Consider the following 20,903-nt stretch of genomic DNA (forward strand, 5'->3'; position numbering starts at 1 on the left):
TGCCGTCCGCTACTTGCGGGCCGAGGTGACCCGGTAGACGTCGTAGACGCCCTCGACGCCGCGGACCGCCTTGAGCACGTGCCCGAGGTGCTTCGGGTCGCCCATCTCGAAGGTGAAGCGGCTCATCGCCACCCGGTCGCGGGAGGTCTGCACCGCCGCCGACAGGATGTTGACGTGCTGGTCGGAGAGGACCCGGGTGACGTCCGAGAGCAGCCGGGACCGGTCCAGCGCCTCGACCTGGATGGCCACCAGGAAGACGGACGACTGGGTGGCCGCCCACTCGACGTCGATCATCCGCTCGGGCTGCTGGCTGAGCGCCTCCACGTTGACGCAGTCGGCGCGGTGCACCGAGACGCCGTTGCCGCGGGTGACGAAGCCGACGATCGGGTCGCCCGGCACCGGCGTGCAGCAGCGCGACAGCTTGACCCAGACGTCCTCGACGCCCTTGACGATGACACCAGGGTCACCCTTGGCCCGGCGGCGCACCGCCCGGCGGGTGTCGTGGGTCGGGGTGGCCGTCTCGGCGAGGTCCTCGGTGGCACCCTCCTCGCCGCCGAGCGCCTGCACCAGCTTCTGCACGATGTTCTGCGCGGCGACGTGGCCCTCGCCGATCGCCGCGTACAGCGAGGAGATGTCGGGGTAGCGCATCTCGTGGGCCAGGGTGACCAGCGAGTCGCCGGTCAGGATCCGCTGGATCGGCAGGCCCTGCTTGCGCATCGCCCGGGCGATGGCCTCCTTGCCGTGCTCGATCGCCTCCTCGCGGCGCTCCTTGGAGAACCAGGCGCGGATCTTGTTGCGGGCGCGCGGGGACTTGACGAAGCCCAGCCAGTCCCGGGAGGGGCCGGCGTTCTCCGCCTTGGAGGTGAAGACCTCGACGCTGTCGCCGTTCTCCAGGGTCGACTCCAGCGGCACCAGCCGCCCGTTGACCCGGGCCCCTATGCAGCGGTACCCGACCTCGGTGTGGACGGCGAAGGCGAAGTCCACCGGGGTGGCGCCGGCCGGCAGCGCTATCACGTCGCCCTTGGGCGTGAAGACGAAGACCTCGTTGTTGGAGAGGTCGAAGCGCAGGGACTCCAGGAACTCGCTCGGGTCCTCGGTCTCCTTCTGCCAGTCCAGCAGCTGCCGCAGCCAGGCCATCTCGTTGACGGCGCCGGCCTTGTCGTCCTTGCGGGCCTGGGTGGGGGTGTCGGTGCGGACCTTGGAGGCGCCGGCCACCGCGCGCTGCTTGTACTTCCAGTGCGCGGCGATGCCGTACTCGGCCCGGCGGTGCATGTCGAAGGTGCGGATCTGCAGTTCGACGGGCTTGCCGCCGGGGCCGATCACCGTCGTGTGCAGCGACTGGTACATGTTGAACTTGGGCATCGCGATGTAGTCCTTGAACCGCCCCGGCACCGGGTTCCACCGCGCGTGGATGGTGCCCAGCGCCGCGTAGCAGTCGCGGACGGTGTCGACCAGGACCCGGATGCCCACCAGGTCGTAGATCTCGGCGAAGTCCCGGCCCCGGACGATCATCTTCTGGTAGACCGAGTAGTAGTGCTTCGGCCGGCCGGTGACGGACGCGGTGATCCGGGCGCCGCGCAGGTCGCCCTGGACCTGGTCGATGACGGTCGCCAGGTACTCGTCCCGCTTGGGCGCGCGCTCGGCGACCAGGCGGACGATCTCGTCGTACATCTTGGGGTAGAGGATCGCGAAGGCGAGGTCCTCCAGCTCCCACTTGATGGTGTTCATCCCCAGCCGGTGCGCCAGCGGGGCATAGATCTCCAGCGTCTCGCGGGCCTTCTTCTCCTGCTTCTCCCGCTTGAGGTAGCGCATGGTGCGCATGTTGTGCAGGCGGTCGGCCAGCTTGATCACCAGGACGCGCGGGTCCTTGGCCATCGCGACGACCATCTTGCGGACGGTCTCGGCCTGCGCGGCCTCGCCGAACTTGACCCGGTCCAGCTTGGTGACGCCGTCGACCAGCAGGGCCACCGAGTCGCCGAAGTCCTTGCGCAGGGTCTCCAGGCCGTAGTCGGTGTCCTCGACGGTGTCGTGGAGCAGCCCGGCCATCAGGGTCGCGGCGTCCATGCCGAGCTCGGCCAGGATGGTCGCGACCGCGAGCGGGTGGGTGATGTACGGGTCGCCGCTCTTGCGCTTCTGCCCGCGGTGCCACTTCTCGGCGACCGCGTACGCCTTCTCGATGTCCCGCAGCAGCGCCGGGTCGGCCTTGGGGTCGTTGGCCCGGATCGAGCGGAACAGCGGCTCCAGGACGGGGTTGAGCACGCTGGAGCGCTGGCCGCCGAGGCGGGCCAGGCGGGCGCGCATGCCGCCGGAGGAGGACGGGCGGCTCGCGGGAGCCACCGGACGCGAGGAGGTCGGCGCCGGACGTGCCGGGGTGGCCCCCGAGGGCGTGGGACGGTCTTCGGGGGCGGCCGCTGCGGCCGTGGGCACAACCTCGTCGGGCAAGGACACTCCTCGGGGCACCGGGCCGACCCCCCGTACGGCTGCCACCAACACGGACAACCGGGAGGGGATGAATCTTCATGGTACCGAGCCGGGCGCTCCGGTGTTCAGCCGCCCGGCCCCGGACACGCTCCGGACACGCGAAGGGCGGCGGCCGGATGATCCGACCGCCGCCCCGGGCCCGTTCCTCGGTCCGCTTCCCGGACCGCCTCTCAGACCGTGACCAGCGTCTCCAGCGGGGCGGCGCCCAGGTGCCCGGAGAGCCGCTCGCGGCCGTCCAGGAAGCCCAGCTCCATCAGCACCACGACGCCCACCAGCTCGGCGCCGGCCTCCTTCACCAGGTCCAGCGAGGCACCGATGGTCCCGCCGGTGGCCAGCACGTCGTCCACCACCAGCACCCGCTCACCGGGCGCGAAGGCGTCGCACTGCACCTCCAGCGTCGCCTGGCCGTACTCCAGCTCGTACGAGCGGCGGAACACCTCGCCGGGCAGCTTGCCCTGCTTGCGGATCGGCACGAAGCCGAGCCCGGCCGCGAAGGCCGCCGGGGCCGCCAGCACGAAGCCGCGCGCCTCCAGGCCCACCACCTTGGTCGCACCGAGGGCCGTCGCCCGCTCCGCCAGCGCCCGGGTGAGGGCCGCGAAGGCCTCGGCGTCGGCGAGCAGCGGCGCGATGTCCTTGAACAGCACACCCGGCTTCGGGTAGTCCGGGACGTCCCGGATCCGGCTGTTCAGCAGCTCGGCCAGTGCGGTGTCGGCGGTGGTCACCTTGAGTCCTTACGGTCGGTCGGAGTTCAGCGCTTGGTGGACGGACGGCCCTTGGCACGGGCACCGGCCGCCCGGCCGCGCTGACCGACCATACCCGCCGGCAGGTCGCTGTCGGCGAACTCCTCGCCCTCCGGCGTTCCGTCCTGGCCCTCGGCCGCGGCCTTGGCGTCCGCGGCGCGCCGCTGGGCGACCCGCTTGGCCAGCGCCTTCATCTCCGGCTGCTCCTCCTTGAGCTGCGCCAGCAGCGGGGTGGCGACGCAGATCGAGGAGTAGGCACCGGCGGCGAGGCCGATGAACAGCGCGAGCGAGATGTCGTTCAGCGTGCCGGCGCCCAGGATGCCGCCACCGATGAACAGCAGCGCCGCCACCGGGAGCAGGGCGACCACCGTGGTGTTGAGCGAGCGCACCAGGGTCTGGTTGAGGCCCGCGTTGGCCGCATCGCTGTAGGTGAGCTTGTTCTGCTTGGTGAGCCCCTTGGCGTTCTCCTTCACGGTGTCGAAGACGACGACCGTGTCGTAGAGCGAGTACCCGAGGATGGTCAGGAAGCCGATCACCGTACCGGGGGTGACCTCGAAGCCCACCAGGGCGTAGACCCCGATGGTGATCAGGAGGTCGTGGATGAGGGCGACCAGGGCCGCCACCGCCATCCGCCACTCGAAGGCGATCGCCAGGTAGACCGTCACCAGGACCATGAAGATGATCAGGCCGGTGAGGGCCTTGCTGGAGATCTGCTCACCCCAGCTGGGACCGATCACCTGGGTGTCGATCTCCTGGAGCGGAACGCCGAGCTCCTTGGACAGCTTGTCGGTGAAGACCGACGAGCTGACGTTCTCCTCGGAGGAGACCTGGATGCGGAACTTCTTGCCGTCGTCCACGGACTGCACCAGCGGGTGCGAGTGGACGATCTTGTCCACTGCCTCCTGCGTCTGCGAGATGCTCAGCCCCGGCTTGGAGACGGTGTAGACCGAACCGCCCTTGAACTCGATGCCGAGTTTCAGGCCCAGGGCCAGGCCGACCGCCGCGACCAGCACGATCACGCCGGAGATGCTGTACCAGAGCTTGCGGCGACCGACGAAGTCGAAGCTGACCTCGCCCTGGTAGAGCCGGTGGCCCAGATTGGAGAAGCGTGACACGGTGTCAGGCCCCCTTCACGGCGGTGGACGAGGGGGTACGGCGACGGGTGCTGCGAAGCGGCGGGCGGGCGCCCAGGCGCTTCGGGTCCAGACCGGACCACGGGTGGCCGTCGGAGAAGAACTTCCGGCGGGCCAGCAGCGTGATCAGCGGCTTGGTGAAGAGGAAGATCACGACGACGTCGAGCGCGGTGGTCAGGCCCAGCGTGAACGCGAAGCCCTGCACCTTGCCGACCGAGACCAGGTAGAGCACCGCGGCACAGAGGAAGGACACGAAGTCCGACACCAGGATGGTGCGCCGGGCACGCGGCCAGGCCCGCTGGACCGCCGGGCGCAGCGGGGCGCCCTCACGGACCTCGTCGCGGATGCGCTCGAAGTACACGATGAAGGAGTCCGCGGTGATACCGATCGCGACGATCGCGCCGCAGACGGCCGGCAGGTTCAGCGCGAAGCCGATCCCCGCGCCGAGCAGGCTCATGATCGAGTAGGTCAGGATCGCCGAGACGATCAGACCGGCGATGGAGACCAGGCCGAGACCGCGGTAGTACACCATCGAGTAGAGGACCACCAGCAGCATGCCGATGGCGCCGGCGATCAGACCGGCCTGCAGCTGGTCGCCGCCGAGCTGCGGGGAGACGGTGGTGACGTCGTCCGTGGTGAACTCCAGCGGCAGGGCGCCGAAGCTCAGCACGTTGGCGAGGTTCTGCGCCTCGGCCTGGGTGAAGTTGCCCGAGATCACGCCCGAGCCGCCGGGGATGGCGCCGCGCACGTACGGGTGGGAGACGACCTGGCCGTCCAGCACGATGGCGAACTGGTTGTTCGGGGTGGCCTGGGTGGCCAGCGCGCCGGTGATCTTGGTGAAGGCGTCGGTGCCGGCGCCGTTGAACTGCAGCTGGACCTGCCAGCCGGCGCCCTGCTGGGTGTCGATGCTGGCCTGCGCCTTGGAGACGTCGGCGCCCTTCACCGCGACCGGACCGAGGGCCAGCTTGTAGAAGATGCCGTCCTCGGCCTTCTGGGTGCAGGCGACGGTCGGCTGCTCCTCGGCCTTCTGCAGGTTCTGGCGCTGCTCGGGCTTGGAGCAGTCCAGGGCGGCGAACTGGGCGGCCAGCTCCGGCGGCACGGTGCCCTGCGTCATCGCGGCGGAGAGGTCCGGCGTGGCCGGGGCGGTGGCGGCGGCGCTCGGGGTCGCGGCGGGCGAACCGGAGGCGGCGGCGCTCGGGGCGGCGCTCGCGCTGCCGGTGGCGGCCGCGGACGGGGTGGCGTCGGCGGCGAGGGCCTCACCGACCGCGCGGCCCTGCTTGGTGGGGCTGGCGCTGCCGCTCTTCGCGGGGCTGGCGCTGCCGGTCGCGGCGGGCGTGGCACCTGCCGAGGCGGAGGCCGACGCCGAGGGGCTCGCGCCCGGGGCGGCACTGCCGCTCGCCGAGGGGGCCGCGCTCGGGGTCTGCGCCTGGACGCCGGTCGGGGCGAGGGCGAGGACCGGGCGGAAGTACAGCTTCGCGGTGGTGCCGACCTGGTCGGCCGCGTTCTGCTTGTCACCGCCCTTGGGGATGTTGACGATGATGTTCCGGTCGCCCTGGGTCTGGACCTCCGCCTCGGAGACACCCATCCCGTTGACCCGCTGCTCGATGATCCCGGTGGCGATGTCCATGTTGGACTTGTTGATCGCCTTGGGATCGGTCGACTTCGCGCTCAGCGTGATACTGGTGCCGCCTGCGAGGTCGATCCCCAGGCGGGGCTTGGTGTTGCCCGTCCCGAACATGAGGGCGACCAGTCCGACGGTGACCACCAGGATGAGGGCCAGCGCCCGCCCCGGGTAACCGTCGCGCGGGCGCGACTTGGGTGTTGCCACCTTGCTCGTTTCTCCCTGTCCATGCCACCTCCCCTACCGGACCCCCGTCCGGCTCGTGGCTGGACGGGGGCGTGGCGGATCTGCGGCCCTGAGATCCTGTGGACTCGCGGCCTGCGCCGCGCGACCGGGCGGGTGCCCGGCCGTACTACTTGCTCGCGGGAGCCCCGCCCTCGGCCTCGCCCTTGTCGGCGCCGTCCTTGGTGAGCGTCAGCGGCTTCTCGTCGGCCGGCTCGGCGTCGGCGTCCTCGGCCTCCGGCTCGGGAAGCTCGTCGTCGGCCGGGCGACCGTTGATGATCGCGTCGTACTCCGCCGGATCCAGGACCGCCGCGATCGCGCTCTTGGTGAAGTGGGAGACCACGCCGGGCGCGAGCTCGAGCTCGACGGTCTCGTCGTTCACCGCCTTCACCTGGGCGTACAGGCCGCCGATGGTACGCACTCCCGCCCCGGGCTCCAGCGCCGTCTGCATCTGCTGCATCTGCGACTGGCGCTTCTTCTGCGACCGGAACATGAGCACGATCGCGATGATCGGGAGGAGAAGGATGATGAGGTTCACTGCAGCCAGGGTCCTTTACGGGCCGCCGGCCGGCGGCCTGTGTGGTATTGGTCGGCCCGTCAGGTGAGAGGGGCGGTCCGGCGGAGTCTAGGCGACCCCGAACTGATCGGACAACGCCAAGCATCGCATCCTGCCGCCGAAAGTGGCGAGCCTCGGCCTGCACAGTTTCCCCGGGCTTCTCCCCCGGCTTCTCCCCGCGGACCTGCGCCGGGCCCGGGTACGCCCCTATCGTCCCGGTGTCACCCGTTCAGCCCTCGTCGGCCCGGAAAAGCTCCGACTGGGCCGGCAGTACGCCCCGCGTGGCCTGGACCGGAGGGGTCTGGAGCGGCGGAGTCAGGCCGAGGTGCTGCCAGGCGGCGGCGGTGGCGATCCGGCCACGCGGGGTGCGGGCGAGCAGGCCCTCACGGACCAGGAAGGGCTCGGCGACCTCCTCGACCGTCTCCGCCTCCTCCCCCACCGCGACCGCCAGGGTCGACAGGCCGACCGGGCCGCCCCCGAACAGCCGCAGCAGCGCGTCCAGCACCGCGCGGTCCAGCCGGTCCAGCCCGCGGGCGTCCACCTCGTAGACAGCCAGCGCCTGGGCGGCGATCTCCGGCGTGACCACGCCGTCGTGCCGGACCTGCGCGTAGTCGCGGACCCGGCGCAGCAGCCGGTTGGCGATCCGGGGCGTGCCGCGGGATCGCCCCGCGATCTCGGCCGCGCCGGCCGGGTCGATCTCGACGTCCAGCAGCGCGGCCGAGCGGTGCACCACCCGCTGGAGCTCGGCGGGCGCGTAGAACTCCATGTGGCCGGTGAAGCCGAAGCGGTCGCGCAGCGGCGGCGGCAGCAGGCCGGCCCGGGTGGTCGCGCCGACCAGGGTGAACGGCGGCAGCTCCAGCGGGATGGCCGTGGCGCCCGGGCCCTTGCCGACGATCACGTCGACCCGGAAGTCCTCCATCGCCATGTAGAGCATCTCCTCGGCGGGCCGGGACATGCGGTGGATCTCGTCGAGGAAGAGCACCTCGCCCTCGGTGAGCGAGGAGAGGATCGCCGCCAAGTCCCCCGCGTGCTGGATCGCCGGGCCGGAGGTGATCCGGATCGGGGCGCCCAGCTCGGCCGCGATGATCATCGAGAGGGTGGTCTTGCCGAGCCCGGGCGGGCCGCTGAGCAGCACGTGGTCGGGCGCGGTGCCGCGCTTGCGGGCCGCCTGGAGCACCAGTGACAGCTGCTCGCGGACCCGCTCCTGGCCGATGAACTCGTCCAGCTGCTTGGGGCGCAGCGCCGCCTCGACCGCCTGGTCCTCGCCGTCGGCGGCGGCCGTGACCAGCCGGTCGGCCGGGTCGGGGTCGTACGAGGTCATGCCCCCTCCTCACTTCGTCCGCTCACTGCTGCGGGCTCCAATGTCGACAAGATGACAGGTGGTCAGATCGGTAAAGAGGTGCTCAGCGGGCCCGGTTGAGCGTCCGCAGGGCCGCCTTGAGCAGGGCGCCGACATCGGTCACGGTCTGCGCCTCGGCCTCCGGGGTGACGGCGCTGACCGCCTCGTCCGCCTCGCGCGGCGCATAGCCGAGGCCGACCAGGGCGGCGTGCAGCTGATCGCCCCACGGCGCCGGGCCGGCCGCGATCGGCTTCTGGGCGGGGACACTGCCGTGCGGGGCGCCCAGCTTGTCCTTGTACTCCAGCAGCAGCTTGGCGGCCTTGGCCTTGCCGATACCGGGGACGGCGATCAGCGCCTTCTCGTTCCCCGTGGCGACGGCGGCCCGCAGCTCGTCCGGGCTGTGCACCCCGAGCATCGCTTGGGCGAGGCGCGGGCCGACCCCGGGCGCGGCCTGGAGGATCTCGAACACCGCCCGCTCGTCGTCGTCGGCGAAGCCGTACAGGGTGAGCGAGTCCTCCCGGACGACGAGCGAGGTGGCCAGCCGGGCGGGCTCGCCGAGCCGCAGGCCGGCCGCGGTGTTCGGGGTGCACTGGACGGCCATCCCGACACCGCCGACCTCGACGACGACGGTGCCGGCGGAGATGGCGGCCACCGGGCCCTGGACGAAGGCGATCATCGGGCGGCTCCTCGGGGGGCTCGGTAGGAGGACGGACGGGCGGACGCACGGGCGGGTGCCGCCTTGGCCACGGCCGCGGCGATCCGGTCCGTCGCGCCACCGCGCCAGATGTGGCAGATGGCCAGCGCCAGCGCGTCGGCGGCGTCGGCCGGCTTGGGCGGGGCGTCCAGCCGCAGCAGCCGCTGCACCATGGCGGTGACCTGGGCCTTGTCGGCCCGGCCTGAGCCGGTGACGGCGGCCTTGACCTCGCTGGGGGTGTGCAGGGTGACGGGGATGCCACGCCGGGTGGCGCACAGCATCGCGACCGCGCTGGCCTGGGCGGTGCCCATCACGGTGCGGACGTTGTGCTGGGCGAAGACCCGCTCGACGGCGACGAGGTCCGGCCGGTGCTTGTCGAGCCAGCTCTCGATGCCCTGCTCGACCAGGAGCAGCCGCGGCCCGATCTCCGCGTCGGCGGGGGTGCGCACCACCCCGACCCCGACCATCTTCAGCGGCCGGCCCGGCGCACCGTCCACCACGCCGATCCCGCACCTGGTCAGACCCGGGTCCACACCCAGTACCCGCACGTCGCGCCCCGCCTCTCCGTGATTCGCCACCTGCCGATCGACCTGCGAAGGCTACCGCCCGGGTACGACAGACCCACCGACGACACCGGCCCGGTGGTCCCAGGGACCACCGGGCCGGGCAGTGAGAACGATCACTCGGCGTCGAGCTGCGCACCGACCTCGTCGCTGATGTCGAAGTTGGCGAAGACGTTCTGCACGTCGTCGCTGTCCTCGAGGGCGTCGATCAGCTTCAGGATCTTGCGGGCGCCGTCGACGTCCAGCTCGACCTGCATGCTCGGGAGGAAGTTGGCCTCGGCCGAGTCGTAGTCGATGCCGGCGTCCACCAGGGCGGTGCGGACGTCGACCATCTTGGAGGCCTCGGAGACGATCTCGAAGGACTCGCCGAGGTCGTTGATCTCCTCGGGCTCCTGGTCGAGGACGACCTCGAAGAGCTTGTCCTCGTCCACGCCGTCGGCCTTGGGGACGATCACGACGCCCTTGCGGTTGAACAGGTACGAGACCGAGCCCGGGTCGGCCATCGAGCCGCCGTTGCGGGTCATCGCGACGCGCACGTCCGAGGCGGCACGGTTGCGGTTGTCGGTGAGGCACTCGATGAGCACCGCGACACCGTTCGGGCCGTAGCCCTCGTACATGATCGTCGAGTAGTCGGCCCCGCCGGCCTCGGCGCCCGAGCCGCGCTTGACGGCGCGGTTGATGTTGTCGATCGGGACCGAGCTCTTCTTCGCCTTCTGGATGGCGTCGTAGAGGGTCGGGTTGCCGGCCGGGTCGCCGCCTCCGGTGCGCGCCGCCACCTCGATGTTCTTGATCATCTTGGCGAAGAGCTTGCCGCGCTTGGCGTCGATCACGGCCTTCTTGTGCTTGGTGGTAGCCCACTTAGAGTGGCCGGACATCGCCAGCTCCTTTTCGTCGCCAAAGGGAAATGAACAGAAGAGATCTTACCGGTGCCGCAACCGGTGGACCGCACACGGTCAGCGTGCGGCGGCGAGGCGCTACCGCGCGGTGCTGACGGGCCGCTACCGCGCGGCCGCGGCCAGGTGCTCCTCGACCATCCGCACGAAGTAGCCGTGCACCCGGTGGTCGCCGGTCAGTTCGGGGTGGAACGAGGTGGCCAGCAGGTTGCCCTGGCGGACGGCGACGATCCGGCTCTCCGGGCCGTCGGCGGCCGGCAGCTCGGCCAGCACCTCGACGCCCGCGCCGACCGCCTCGACCCAGGGGGCGCGGATGAACACGCCGTGCACCGGCGCGTCGCCGAGGCCCTCGAAGGCGATACCGGACTCGAAGGACTCGTTCTGGCGGCCGAAGGCGTTGCGGCGCACCGTCATGTCGATGCCGCCGACCGTCTCCTGGTCGTCGCGGCCGTCCAGGATCTTGTCGGCCAGCATGATCATGCCCGCGCAAGTGCCGTACACCGGCATGCCGGCGGCGACCCGCTCGCGCAGCGGGTCCATCACGCCGAACAGCAGCGCCAGCTTGGACATGGTGGTGGACTCCCCGCCGGGGATCACCAGCGCGTCGACCTCGGCCAGCTCCTCGACGCGGCGCACCGGGCGGGCCAGCGCGTCGGCCTCGGCCAGCGCGACCAGGTGCTCGCGGACGTCGCCCTGCAGGGCGAGGACGCCGATGACTGGAGTGCTCACGGTCTCAAACCTTCTTCGATCGGTACTTCGTGTGATCGCTGCCCCGGGCGGGCGTTGCGCTGCTCCGGGCGATCGCTTTCCTCGGGCCGTCGTCGTCCGGGCCCCGGCGCGGCGCGGCCCGCCGTGCGCCGAGGCGCTGCGGCGGGCCGACACCGGACGCGGACGGGACTACCAGCCGCGGTTGGCGTAGCGCTCGGTCTCGGGCAGGGTGTCGCAGTTGATGCCGACCATGGCCTCGCCCAGGTTGCGGGAGGCGTCCGCGATGATCTTCGGGTCGTCGAAGAAGGTGGTGGCCTTGACGATCGCGGCGGCACGCTTGGCCGGGTCGCCCGACTTGAAGATGCCGGAGCCGACGAAGACGCCCTCGGCGCCCAGCTGGCGCATCAGCGCGGCGTCGGCCGGGGTGGCCACACCACCGGCGGAGAACAGCACGACCGGCAGCTTGCCGAGCTCGGCGACCTCCTTGACCAGCTCGTACGGGGCGCGCAGCTCCTTGGCGGCGGCGTACAGCTCGTTGTTGTCGAAGCCGCGCAGCTTGGCGATCTCGTTCTTGATCTGGCGCAGGTGGCGGACGGCCTCGACCACGTTGCCGGTGCCGGCCTCGCCCTTGGAGCGGATCATGGCCGCGCCCTCGGCGATGCGGCGCAGGGCCTCGCCCAGGTTGGTGGCGCCACAGACGAAGGGGGTGGTGAACGCCCACTTGTCGGAGTGGTTGACCTCGTCGGCCGGGGTCAGCACCTCGGACTCGTCGATGTAGTCGACACCGAGCGACTGCAGGACCTGGGCCTCGACGAAGTGGCCGATCCGGGACTTCGCCATGACCGGGATCGAGACCGCCTCGATGATCTCCTCGATCATGTTCGGGTCCGACATGCGCGCGACGCCGCCGTCCTTGCGGATGTCGGCCGGAACCCGCTCCAGCGCCATGACGGCGACAGCGCCGGCGTCCTCGGCGATCTTGGCCTGCTCGGCGTTGACCACGTCCATGATCACACCGCCCTTGAGCTGCTCGGCCATGCCGCGCTTCACCCGGGCGGTACCGATCTGCGGCTGGTCTGCGGTGGTGGGGGTGGTGGACACGTGAGACCTCACTCGAAGATGAACCAGTGCTATCGCCCTATGGTAGGCGGAAGAAACGGTCTCTCCATGCGCCATCAAGTCCAGGCGGGCCGACGGGATACGACAAACAGGCCGGATCCGGACCGTCCCGCCGCACCCCGTGGGAGAACCGGCCCGGGGCCCGGCACAGACCGTTCGCACACCGAAAACAGGCCGTGCGCCGCCCGGCTCAGGCCGGAGCGCCCTCGGGGGTCAGCGCCGGCGGCGGCGCGTCGTCCATCTCGAACGCCATCGGGAACGGCGCCCTTCCGGCCAGCCGGAAGTAGCGCACCAGCCGGTGCTCCCGCACCGCCCGGGCCGCCCGCACCGCGTCGTTGTGGAACCGCCGGGCCATCGGCACCCGGCGCACCGCCGCAGTGAGCTCCTTCACCGCCTCCTCACCGCCCGGCTCGGCCACCAGCACGGCGACCTGCTCCGGCTCGGCCAGCACCGCCCGCAGCGCCATGCTGAGCTGGCTCTCCGCCACCTCGCGCTGCTCGTCGTCGGCCTGCCGGGCCACGTGCGCGGCGTCCAGCAGCAGCAGCGAGGCCGCCGGGTCCAGCAGCGAGGAGGTGGCCAGCTCGATCGCGACCGACGCCCGGCGGACCAGTTGCGCGTCCAGCGCCGCACGGGCGGCGTCGATCCGGGCGTGCAACCGGTCCAGCCGGCCGGCCGTCCAACTCAGGTACATGCCGAACAGCACCACGGCCACGCCGGCCCAGATCCAGGTAGTCACGGGGCGCTACGCTACCGGGTGCCCGCGGCCCGGCCGCGCCACCGGGTGGCCGCGGCTCAGCCGCCGACGGTCGCGCTGCGGTAGCTGTCCCGGTCGATGTCCGAGATGTTCACCGCCGTGAACAGCCGCGTGCCGGCCGCCGGCACGATCCGCTCCGCCAGCAGCGCCAGCACGGCGTCACTGAGCGCCGCCTTGGCCTCCGCGGTGCGCCCGGGGAAGATCTGGAACTCCACGTACACCTGGGCGTCCGGGCCCTCGCTCTCGCCCACCACGAAGCCCTGCACCTCGCGGAAGACGGTCTTGCACGCCTCCGGGCTCGCGTTGATGGTCTTCACGGCGAGCCGGTTGATGGCCAGGCCCAGCTCACGGCGGTCGAACGCGCCGGCCAGCTCGGGCGAGTAGTCGACGGAGATCTGCGGCATCGGTACCTCCAGGGGTCACGGTGATCAGTACGGTCCGGCAGACCCCAACCACCGCGGCCCGCGGTTGCTTCCCGTGCCCTCGAAATCAGTCCCGGGTCAGCCCGAACCGGCCGCGCCGGCCGCCGCGCTCGTCCTCCTCCACCACGGCCGCCGCACCCGCCGCCACCGTCTCGTACACCGCCAGGATGTCCGCGGCGACCGTCGACCAGTCGAACCGCCGCACGTACCGGGACGCCGCCTTGCTCAGCTCCTCCAGCCGGCCCGGGTCCCCCAGCAGCCGCAGCGCCGACCTGGCCAGCGCGTCCGCGTCCTCGACCGGGAACATCTCGCCCGCGTCCCCGCCGTCCAGCACCTGCTTGAACGCGTCCAGGTCGCTGGCCAGCACCGGGGCGCCCGCCGACATCGCCTCGACCAGGATGATCCCGAAGCTCTCGCCACCGGTGTTCGGCGCCACGTACAGGTCGACGCTGCTCAGCAGCCGGGCCTTCTCCCGGTCGCTGACCATGCCGAGGAACTCCACCTGCTTGCGGACCTCCGGTGCCAGCCCGGCGACCGCCTCCTCCTCGTCGCCCTTGCCGGCCACCAGCAGCCGCACGCCCGGCCGCTCGGCCAGGATCCTCGGCAGGGCGGCCAGCAGCGTCGGCAGGCCCTTGCGCGGCTCGTTGATCCGCCCGACGAACCCGATCGTGCCGGGCTCGCCCGCAGCCACGCCGCCCGTCCAGCGCGGGTCCGGCTCGGCCTCGGCGAAGAAGCCGACGTCCACGCCGTTGGGGATCACCACCGGGTCCCCGCCCAGGTGCTCGACCAGGGTGCGCCGGGCGTACTCGCTCACCGCGATCCGGGCCCGGATCTTCTCCAGGCCCGGCTGCAGGATCGGCGAAGCCGCGATCATGAAGCGCGACCGCGGGTTGGAGGTGTGGAAGGTGCCGACCATCGGCCCGGTCGCCGACCAGGCAGCCAGTATCGACAGGCTCGGCGCGACCGGCTCGTGGACGTGCAGGATGTCGAACGCGCCGTCGTGCAGCCACCGCCGCACCCGGGCCGCGGACAGCGGGCCGAAGCTCAGCCGCGCCACCGACCCGTTGTACGGAACGGCCACCGACCGCCCGGCCGAGACCACGTACGGCGGCAGCGCCTCGTCGTCCTCGGCGGGCGCCAGCACCGACACCTCGTGGCCGAGGCCGATCAGGTGCTCGGCCAGGTCCCGGATGTGGAACTGCACCCCGCCGGGGACGTCCCAGTCGTACGGGCAGACGATGCCGATCTTCACTGATTCCTCGTGTTCCTCTAGGTTCGCCGTCAGGGCCCGGAGGCCTCGGCGGCGGGCTCGCCGGCCGGCTCCGCGACGGGCTGGACGACCTGGCCTGCCGCGGGCGCCTCCACCGTCGCACGGACCGGAAGGTCGGCCAGCCAGAAGCGCTGCAGCATGTGCCAGTCCTCGGGGTGCTCGCGGATCGCCTGCTCCCAGACCTCCGCCATCGCCTGCACCATCAGCTGGGTCTTCTCCTGGCGGTCCCCCTCCGCCGGCACGGGCACCTCGGGGTGGATCCGCGCCCGCATCACCGGGCCGTCGTACCAGAGCGACACCGGCAGCAACGCCGCCCCGGTCCGCTGGCAGAGCGCCGCCGGGCCGGCCGGCATCCTGGTCGCCTCGCCGAAGAAGGACACCCCTATGCCGGCCTCCGAGAGATCCCGGTCGCCGACCAGGCAGACCAGCCGCCCCTCGCGCAGCCGCCGGGCCAGCGTGCCGATCACATTGGCCCCGCCGCCGGTCAGCGCGAGCACCTCCATGCCCAGGCTCTCCCGGAACGCCACGAACCGGTCGAACAGCTTCTCCGGCTTCAGCCGCTCGGCGACCGTCGTGAACGGGTACCCCTCCAGCGCCACCCAGGCGCCCGCGAGGTCCCAGTTGCCCATGTGCGGCAGCGCTATCACAGCGCCGCGCCCGGACTCCATCGCCTCCCGCAGCTGCTCGAAGCCCTCGACCTGCACATCCCGGCCCACCCGCTGCCGGCTCCACACCGGCAGCCGGAAGGACTCCATCCAGTACCGCATGTACGAGCGCATCCCGGCCCGCGACAGCTCCCGCAGCCCGGCCTCGTCCAGCCCCGGGCGCACCCGCAGCAGATTGGCCTCCAGCTGCAGCACCCGCTTGCCGCGCTTGCGCCACGCGAAATCGGCAAGCCTGTCGAACAGGCCGCGCGCGGCCGGCTCGGGCAGGTGCTTCAACGCCGCCCAGCCCAGCGCGTACGCCGAGTACACCAGTCGGTCCTTCACCGCAGGCCCGTTCCCCTTCAGCTCCCGGCCGCCACTCGGTCGGCCTCGAACGCCTCCCGGCGCACCGTCAGCATCCGCTGGAACACCGTCACCAGGCTGCCCGCCGCCACCAGCCACAGCGCCACCGGCAGCAGCCACTCCACGTACGGCACACCGAACGTGTGCAGACCCGCGATACCGGCCCCGACCAGGCTGATCACCAGCCGCTCGGCCCGCTCCACCAGCCCCGACACGTCACACGGCAGCCCCTGGCTCTCCGCGCGGGCCTTGGTGTACGACACCACCAGACCGCTCGCCAGGGAGAAGATCGCCACCGCGCAGAGCAGATTGTTGTCGCCCTTGCCCGCGTACCACATCGCCAGGCCGCCGAAGATCGCCGAATCCGCCACCCGGTCCAGCGTGGAGTCCAGGAACGCCCCCCACTTGCTGGTCCGGCCCAGCTGCCGGGCCATGTTCCCGTCCACCAGGTCCGAGAAGATGAACAGCGTGATCGTGATGGTGCCCCAGAAGAACTCCCCGCGCGGGAAGAACACCAGCGCACCGGCCACCGAACCGGCGGTACCGATCAGCGTCACGGCGTCCGGGCTCACACCCAGCCGGATCAGGAACGCGGCGAACGGGGTCAGGACACGTGTGAAGAAGGCACGCGCGTATTTGTTGAGCATGGCCTTCCCGACCGCTCCGATCTCCCTGGTACCCGCCTGCGGCAGAGTGCGCGGCAGACGGCCGGACGGATCAGCCCACCCGGCGCACCCATCGTAGCCACGCCGACGACACCCTCCGGCGCACCGCACCGCCCGCCCGCCCCCACGCCCCGCCCGCCCGCCACGCCCCGCGCACGGACATGCGCGCACGGTCACCGGGACGCCGCGCGCATGCGGCGCGAATCGTCGGACCCGCACCTAGACTTTCAACGACAGCCTCGGCGCGACGGGAGGAGACCCCGATGCCCGACCGCAGCACCGCACGAGCCGGCCAGGCGCCCACCGTCGTCACCGGCCCAGGCCACCTGCGCAACGTCGTCCTCATCGGCTGCAGCGGCGTGGGCAAGACCACCCTCGCCGAATCCCTCGCCCTCGCCGCCGGCGCCGTCAACCGCGCCGGCCGCGTCACCGACGGCAACACCGTCTCCGACCACGAGGAGATCGAGCACCGGCAGCAGCGCTCCGTCCAGCTCTCCGTACTCCCCCTCGAATGGCACGGCATCAAGGTCAACCTGCTCGACCCACCCGGCCACCCCGACTTCACCGCCGACCTGCGCGCCGCCCTGCATGCCGCCGACGGCGCCGTCTTCGTCGTCTCCGCCACCGACCCCGTCACCGCCCCCACCCGCGCACTCTGGCGCGAGTGCGCCGCCGAAGGCATCCCGCGCGCCATCGCCGTCGCCAAACTCGACATCGCCCGCAGCGGCTTCGACGAGATCCTCGCCACCTGCCACGACGCCTTCGGCCTCGGACCGGACACCCTGCGCCCGCTCTTCCTCCCCGTCCGGCACGACGGCCACCCCGACGGCAGCGTCGACCTGCTCACCGGACACACCTACGGCCAGGCCGACCCGCTCCCCGACACCGGCCCCGCCCGCGACAGCCTCGTCGAAGCCATCTCCGGCCAGGACGACACCCTCATGGAGCGCTACCTCGCCGGCGAACCCCTCGACACCGACGCCCTCGAAGCCGGCCTGCGCCGCGAAATCCTCGCGTGCACCCTCCACCCCGCCGTCCCCACCAACGACACCGGCCTTGGCGCCACCGAACTCCTCGACCTCATCACCACCGCGTTCCCCGACCCCACCGAACGCACCCGCCCCGGCCCCGAGTGCGACCCCGAAGCCCCCCTCGCCGCCCAGGTCGTCCGCGTCACCGGCGACGCCTACGTCGGCCGGATCAGCCTGCTGCGCATCTATGCCGGCACCCTGCGCCCCGACACCCGGATCCACCTCACCGGCCCCGACCACCCCGGCGACCAGGACGGCGACGAACGCGTCACCGGCCTCACCAGCCCCTTCGGCAAACTCCAGCGCCCCGTCCCGCACGCCGTCGCCGGCGACCTCGTCTGCGCCGCCAAACTCACCACCGCCCGCGCCGGCGACACCGTCCACGAACCCGGCCACCCGGTGAAACTCGACGGCTGGACCATGCCCGAACCGCTGCTGCCGATCGCCATCGAGGCCCACAGCAAGGCCGACGACGACAAGCTCTCCCAGGCCCTCGCCCGGCTCGTCGCCGAAGACCCGGCCCTGCGTCTGGAACAGAACCCCGACACCCACCAACTCGTCCTCTGGTGCACCGGCGAGGCCCACGCCGAGGTCGTCCTCGACCGCCTTCGGGGCCGGCACGGCGTCCACGTCGACACCGTCGAACCCAAGGTCGCCCTCCGCGAGACCTTCGGCACCGCCGCCGCCGGCCACGGCCGACTGGTCAAGCAGTCCGGCGGACACGGCCAGTACGCCATCTGCGACCTGGAGGTCGAACCCCTCCCGGCCGGCGCCGGATTCGAATTCCAGGAACACGTCGTCGGCGGCGCCGTCCCCCGGCACTTCATCCCCTCCGTCGAGAAGGGCATCCGCGCCCAGCTCGCCAAGGGCGTCTCCACCGGCTACCCGCTCGTCGACGTCCGGGTCACCCTCACCGACGGCAAGGCGCACTCCGTCGACTCCTCCGACTCGGCCTTCCAGACCGCCGCCGCCCTCGCCCTGCGCGACGCCGCCGAACACGCCGTCATCCGGCTGCTCGAACCCGTCGCCGCCGTCAGCGTCCTGCTGCCCGACGACTACCTCGGCGCCGTCCTCACCGACCTCTCCGCCCGCCGCGGCCGCGTCCTCGGCACCGAGACCGGCGGCCCCGCCCTCACCCTGCTGCGCGCCGAGGTCCCCGAGCTCGAACTCGTCCGCTACCCCGTCGACCTGCGCTCACTCACCCACGGCACCGCCGAGTTCTCCCGCGCCCACCTGCGCCACGAACCCATGCCCGCCGCCCTCGCCGCCCGCCACACCGGGGAGAAGTCCTAGCTCGGCCTTTGACCAGTGAGCTCGGCCGACTGGCGCTGCGGCAGCGCGCAGGCCGGCGTACCGCCCGGCATCCGGTGCCGGTTCTTCGCCACCCACCGGTACACCACGCCCGCGAGCGGCCGCACCGGCGCCAGCGCCAGCAGCCCGCCCAGGTACGCCCACGCCCCGCCCGAACGCATCAGCAGCCGCGCCACCGCCTGCGAACCGCCGTACACCCGGCCCGCCGGCGTCACCCAGAGCAGCTCGCGCTCGGCCCGCTCCCAGGACACCTCGCCGTGCCCGCCGGCCAGCGCGTCCAGCTCCGCCAGGTCCGCGAACTGGAACGGCACCGCCTCCCAGCCCCCCGACGCCAGCGTCTGCCGCAGATACCGCTCGGCCCATACCTTGCACGTCGTGCAGAAGGCGCAGTCACCGTCGAAGACCAGCACCGGATCCTTCACCGCAGCTCCCTCGGGTCGCTCCATGCGCCCATCGTGCCCCATTACGCCCCCCTGGCCCGCCACCGGGGGCGTCACGGCCCCCAAAGGTGGGCATCATGCCCGACAGGCCCCGCGTGGCCCGAACGTGACGGCACTTCAGACGATCATCCGCGCACCGGTACCGGGGCACGGTAACCTGCCGCTGACAAGGGGAGGAGGGGACGCCACCGTGACCACACTCGACATGACCCCGGGTGCGCAGATACCCCGGACGGACGCCGGCCCGCAGACCGCCGTCACCCAGGCGCTCTCCTCGGCCGCCTACCGTGACGGCGAGGTCCACGAGTTCGTCGCGGCGGTCACCGACGCCACCGCGAAGAAGGGCCGCTTCGCGCTCTTCCGCCCCAACCTCGGCGAGGCCTTCAGCCGCGCCGTCATCGGGCGTGCCCTCGGCGGCGACCGCAAGCCGCTCGTCCCGTCCTTCGGCATCGACACCCGCCAGATCGTCGAGCACTGCCTCGCCGCGGACGACCTCCGGGCCGTCCGCGACCGCAGGCTCACCAGCGTCACCGTCGTCACCGGCGTCCTCTTCCTGCCCGGCACCCTGCTCTGGCTCGGCGCCTTCCAGCTCCGCGCCTGGCTGAAACGGGACAACCCCAAGAACGCCGCGGTCTACGGCGGCGTCGTCCTCGCCGCCGCGGCCGCCGTCGCCCTGCTCCTCGCGATCAAACCGCCCGCCGGCGGCCTGCTCGGCATCTACCTGCGCCTGGTCATGCTCGCCCCGATCGTCGGCTGGTACCTCGCCAAGCGCATCGTGCTCAGCTCCGCCCTGGAGCTGCGCGCCCGCTGGCAGGCCCTCGTCGAGGGCAACGCCGTCGCCGCCACCGTCCCCAAGGCCGTCCCCCGCGACGACCTGGACAAGAAGGCCGCCGACCTGCGCGCCAAGCTCGGCCGGCTGGAGTCCGAGCAGGAGACCAACATCCAGCACTACGCCGGCCGCAAGGGCATCCTCGGCGTCGGAAAGCGCTGGGGCGAGTGGCGTCTCGTCGACAACCTGCGCCCGGCCGACGGCCACCACGACTACCGTGCCTTCCACCCCTGGGACCTCGTCCGCAAGATCTCCGGCCACCTCAAGGCCCTCGGCATCAGCGACGTCGCCAACAGCGGGATCCCCGGCGTCGCCGTCAAGCAGTGGGTGGTGCTGGAGGTCGGCGAGGGCGCCGACGAGATCAGCCGCCCGGGCGGCGCCGACATGGACGGCGACCGGATGCGCGAGTTCGCCATCCAGACCATCGCCGACAAGCAGACCTTCCCCGGCGGCCCCCGGCACTACCTCGCCACCCAGTTCGTGACGCACGACGGCAAGCTGGTCATCACCTTCACCGTCACCGTCGTCCTGCTCGCCCACACCATGAACATCACGGTGGCCGGCTACGCGCTCGGACCGGTCAACGGCCTCTTCTTCGACAAGCCCAAGGACAAGGAGAAGACGGTCTCGAAGACCGTGAAGTTCTGGGAGGAGCAGACCGTCAAGCTTCCCCTGATCGACAACGACGAGGTGGTCCGCCAGGCCGTCCGCGCGCCCTTCTACCGGATCCCCGGCCTGCTCGCCTGGCTCGGCGGCGGCCTCGGCCTGCCCGAGCCCTTCGGCTTCCGGCACGCCTGGGCCGCGCCGCCGTGGAACACCCGGTCGATGACCGACAACGCGCTCAACGTCGCCGCCCCGGTGCTCAGCGCCGTCCACGCGGCCACGCTGGAGTTCCTGGAGGAGCACGACCTCGACACCGAGCGCTTCTTCAAGAACCGCGCCTCGATCATCAAGTCCGAGGTGCAGGGCACCCGCCCGTACAAGGTCGACCAGCTGGACGCCGGCTGAGCGCACACGCCACGCGCAGGGGGGGGGGGGGGGGGGGGGGGGGGGGGGGGGGGCGGGGTGGGGGGGGTGGGGTGTGGGGGGGGGGTGGGGGGGGGGA

General features: G+C 72.0%; 19 protein-coding genes. 2 read left to right on the forward strand and 17 right to left on the reverse strand.

Features of this window, described 5'->3' with window-relative positions; all coding sequences use genetic code 11:
- Positions 1-9: 9 nt before the first annotated feature.
- The 16 genes from ACZ6NC_RS12875 to pgsA form a co-directional block, all read right to left on the reverse strand.
- On the reverse strand, positions 10-2,442 hold the full coding sequence (locus ACZ6NC_RS12875; RefSeq protein WP_465731907.1) for a RelA/SpoT family protein: 2,433 nt from the start codon (positions 2,440-2,442) through the stop codon (positions 10-12).
- A gap of 209 nt (positions 2,443-2,651) precedes the next feature.
- The gene (locus ACZ6NC_RS12880; RefSeq protein ID WP_465731909.1) at positions 2,652-3,203 is read right to left on the reverse strand and encodes an adenine phosphoribosyltransferase; all 552 of its coding nucleotides are present in this window, start codon (positions 3,201-3,203) and stop codon (positions 2,652-2,654) included.
- Positions 3,204-3,229: 26 nt separating this feature from the next.
- A complete protein-coding gene (gene secF / locus ACZ6NC_RS12885) occupies positions 3,230-4,336 on the reverse strand; it encodes a protein translocase subunit SecF (protein WP_465731911.1) in 1,107 nt (368 codons plus the stop codon).
- A 4-nt stretch (positions 4,337-4,340) separates the two neighbouring features.
- Positions 4,341-6,182, reverse strand: coding sequence for a protein translocase subunit SecD (gene secD, locus ACZ6NC_RS12890; RefSeq protein WP_465731912.1), 1,842 nt, complete (start codon positions 6,180-6,182; stop codon positions 4,341-4,343).
- Between the two features lie 145 nt (positions 6,183-6,327).
- Positions 6,328-6,735 carry a preprotein translocase subunit YajC gene (gene yajC, locus ACZ6NC_RS12895; RefSeq protein ID WP_465731914.1) on the reverse strand — a complete coding sequence of 136 codons (408 nt, stop codon included), beginning with the start codon at positions 6,733-6,735 and terminating at the stop codon, positions 6,328-6,330.
- A 247-nt stretch (positions 6,736-6,982) separates the two neighbouring features.
- A complete protein-coding gene (gene ruvB / locus ACZ6NC_RS12900; protein ID WP_465731916.1) occupies positions 6,983-8,074 on the reverse strand; it encodes a Holliday junction branch migration DNA helicase RuvB in 1,092 nt (363 codons plus the stop codon).
- An 82-nt stretch (positions 8,075-8,156) separates the two neighbouring features.
- Entirely contained in the window at positions 8,157-8,768 is a 612-nt protein-coding gene (ruvA, locus tag ACZ6NC_RS12905; protein ID WP_465731918.1) for a Holliday junction branch migration protein RuvA, read from the reverse strand.
- Positions 8,765-9,334, reverse strand: a complete 570-nt coding sequence (ruvC, locus tag ACZ6NC_RS12910; protein WP_465732123.1) for a crossover junction endodeoxyribonuclease RuvC — start codon at positions 9,332-9,334, stop codon at positions 8,765-8,767. The genes ruvA and ruvC overlap by 4 nt, the downstream gene beginning before the upstream one ends.
- Positions 9,335-9,465: 131 nt before the next feature.
- Complete coding sequence (locus ACZ6NC_RS12915; RefSeq protein ID WP_209410139.1) at positions 9,466-10,224, reverse strand: YebC/PmpR family DNA-binding transcriptional regulator; 759 nt, start codon at positions 10,222-10,224, stop codon at positions 9,466-9,468.
- A 123-nt stretch (positions 10,225-10,347) separates the two neighbouring features.
- Entirely contained in the window at positions 10,348-10,971 is a 624-nt protein-coding gene (pdxT, locus tag ACZ6NC_RS12920) for a pyridoxal 5'-phosphate synthase glutaminase subunit PdxT (RefSeq protein WP_396321691.1), read from the reverse strand.
- 168 nt (positions 10,972-11,139) lie between these two features.
- Positions 11,140-12,051 (reverse strand): pyridoxal 5'-phosphate synthase lyase subunit PdxS, encoded by a 912-nt coding sequence (gene pdxS / locus ACZ6NC_RS12925; protein ID WP_063346811.1) that lies wholly within the window; start codon positions 12,049-12,051, stop codon positions 11,140-11,142.
- Positions 12,052-12,259: 208 nt separating this feature from the next.
- Entirely contained in the window at positions 12,260-12,760 is a 501-nt protein-coding gene (locus ACZ6NC_RS12930) for a hypothetical protein (RefSeq protein WP_396321817.1), read from the reverse strand.
- A 101-nt stretch (positions 12,761-12,861) separates the two neighbouring features.
- On the reverse strand, positions 12,862-13,227 hold the full coding sequence (locus ACZ6NC_RS12935; protein ID WP_465731920.1) for a 5-carboxymethyl-2-hydroxymuconate Delta-isomerase: 366 nt from the start codon (positions 13,225-13,227) through the stop codon (positions 12,862-12,864).
- A gap of 85 nt (positions 13,228-13,312) precedes the next feature.
- Positions 13,313-14,497, reverse strand: a complete 1,185-nt coding sequence (locus ACZ6NC_RS12940; protein ID WP_465731922.1) for a glycosyltransferase family 4 protein — start codon at positions 14,495-14,497, stop codon at positions 13,313-13,315.
- 29 nt (positions 14,498-14,526) lie between these two features.
- Positions 14,527-15,504, reverse strand: coding sequence for a phosphatidylinositol mannoside acyltransferase (locus ACZ6NC_RS12945; RefSeq protein ID WP_465731924.1), 978 nt, complete (start codon positions 15,502-15,504; stop codon positions 14,527-14,529).
- A gap of 17 nt (positions 15,505-15,521) precedes the next feature.
- Positions 15,522-16,169 carry a phosphatidylinositol phosphate synthase gene (pgsA, locus tag ACZ6NC_RS12950; RefSeq protein ID WP_396321695.1) on the reverse strand — a complete coding sequence of 216 codons (648 nt, stop codon included), beginning with the start codon at positions 16,167-16,169 and terminating at the stop codon, positions 15,522-15,524.
- A gap of 281 nt (positions 16,170-16,450) precedes the next feature.
- On the opposite strand from pgsA, the gene ACZ6NC_RS12955 reads away from it, so the two are divergent.
- Positions 16,451-18,511, forward strand: coding sequence for an elongation factor G-like protein EF-G2 (locus ACZ6NC_RS12955; protein ID WP_465731925.1), 2,061 nt, complete (start codon positions 16,451-16,453; stop codon positions 18,509-18,511).
- On the opposite strand, the gene ACZ6NC_RS12960 is transcribed toward ACZ6NC_RS12955, so the two are convergent.
- Entirely contained in the window at positions 18,508-18,975 is a 468-nt protein-coding gene (locus ACZ6NC_RS12960; protein WP_465731926.1) for a thiol-disulfide oxidoreductase DCC family protein, read from the reverse strand. The two genes, ACZ6NC_RS12955 and ACZ6NC_RS12960, sit on opposite strands and share 4 nt — an antisense overlap.
- 184 nt (positions 18,976-19,159) lie before the next feature.
- Here ACZ6NC_RS12960 and ACZ6NC_RS12965 point away from each other — a divergent pair, with 184 nt between their 5' ends.
- The gene (locus ACZ6NC_RS12965; RefSeq protein WP_465731928.1) at positions 19,160-20,806 is read left to right on the forward strand and encodes a hypothetical protein; all 1,647 of its coding nucleotides are present in this window, start codon (positions 19,160-19,162) and stop codon (positions 20,804-20,806) included.
- Positions 20,807-20,903 lie beyond the last annotated feature (97 nt).

Source organism: Kitasatospora sp. NPDC041988 (genome assembly GCF_055588525.1).

Bases quoted from the DNA above. Each gene is read 5' to 3' on its own strand.
- ruvB (WP_465731916.1), bottom strand. From the start codon at position 8,074: ATGACCTCGTACGACCCCGACCCGGCCGACCGGCTGGTCACGGCCGCC.
- ruvA (WP_465731918.1), bottom strand. From the start codon at position 8,768: ATGATCGCCTTCGTCCAGGGCCCGGTGGCCGCCATCTCCGCCGGCACC.
- ACZ6NC_RS12915 (WP_209410139.1), bottom strand. From the start codon at position 10,224: ATGTCCGGCCACTCTAAGTGGGCTACCACCAAGCACAAGAAGGCCGTG.
- ACZ6NC_RS12930 (WP_396321817.1), bottom strand. From the start codon at position 12,760: ATGTACCTGAGTTGGACGGCCGGCCGGCTGGACCGGTTGCACGCCCGG.
- ACZ6NC_RS12935 (WP_465731920.1), bottom strand. From the start codon at position 13,227: ATGCCGCAGATCTCCGTCGACTACTCGCCCGAGCTGGCCGGCGCGTTC.
- pgsA (WP_396321695.1), bottom strand. From the start codon at position 16,169: ATGCTCAACAAATACGCGCGTGCCTTCTTCACACGTGTCCTGACCCCG.
- ACZ6NC_RS12955 (WP_465731925.1), top strand. From the start codon at position 16,451: ATGCCCGACCGCAGCACCGCACGAGCCGGCCAGGCGCCCACCGTCGTC.
- ACZ6NC_RS12960 (WP_465731926.1), bottom strand. From the start codon at position 18,975: ATGGAGCGACCCGAGGGAGCTGCGGTGAAGGATCCGGTGCTGGTCTTC.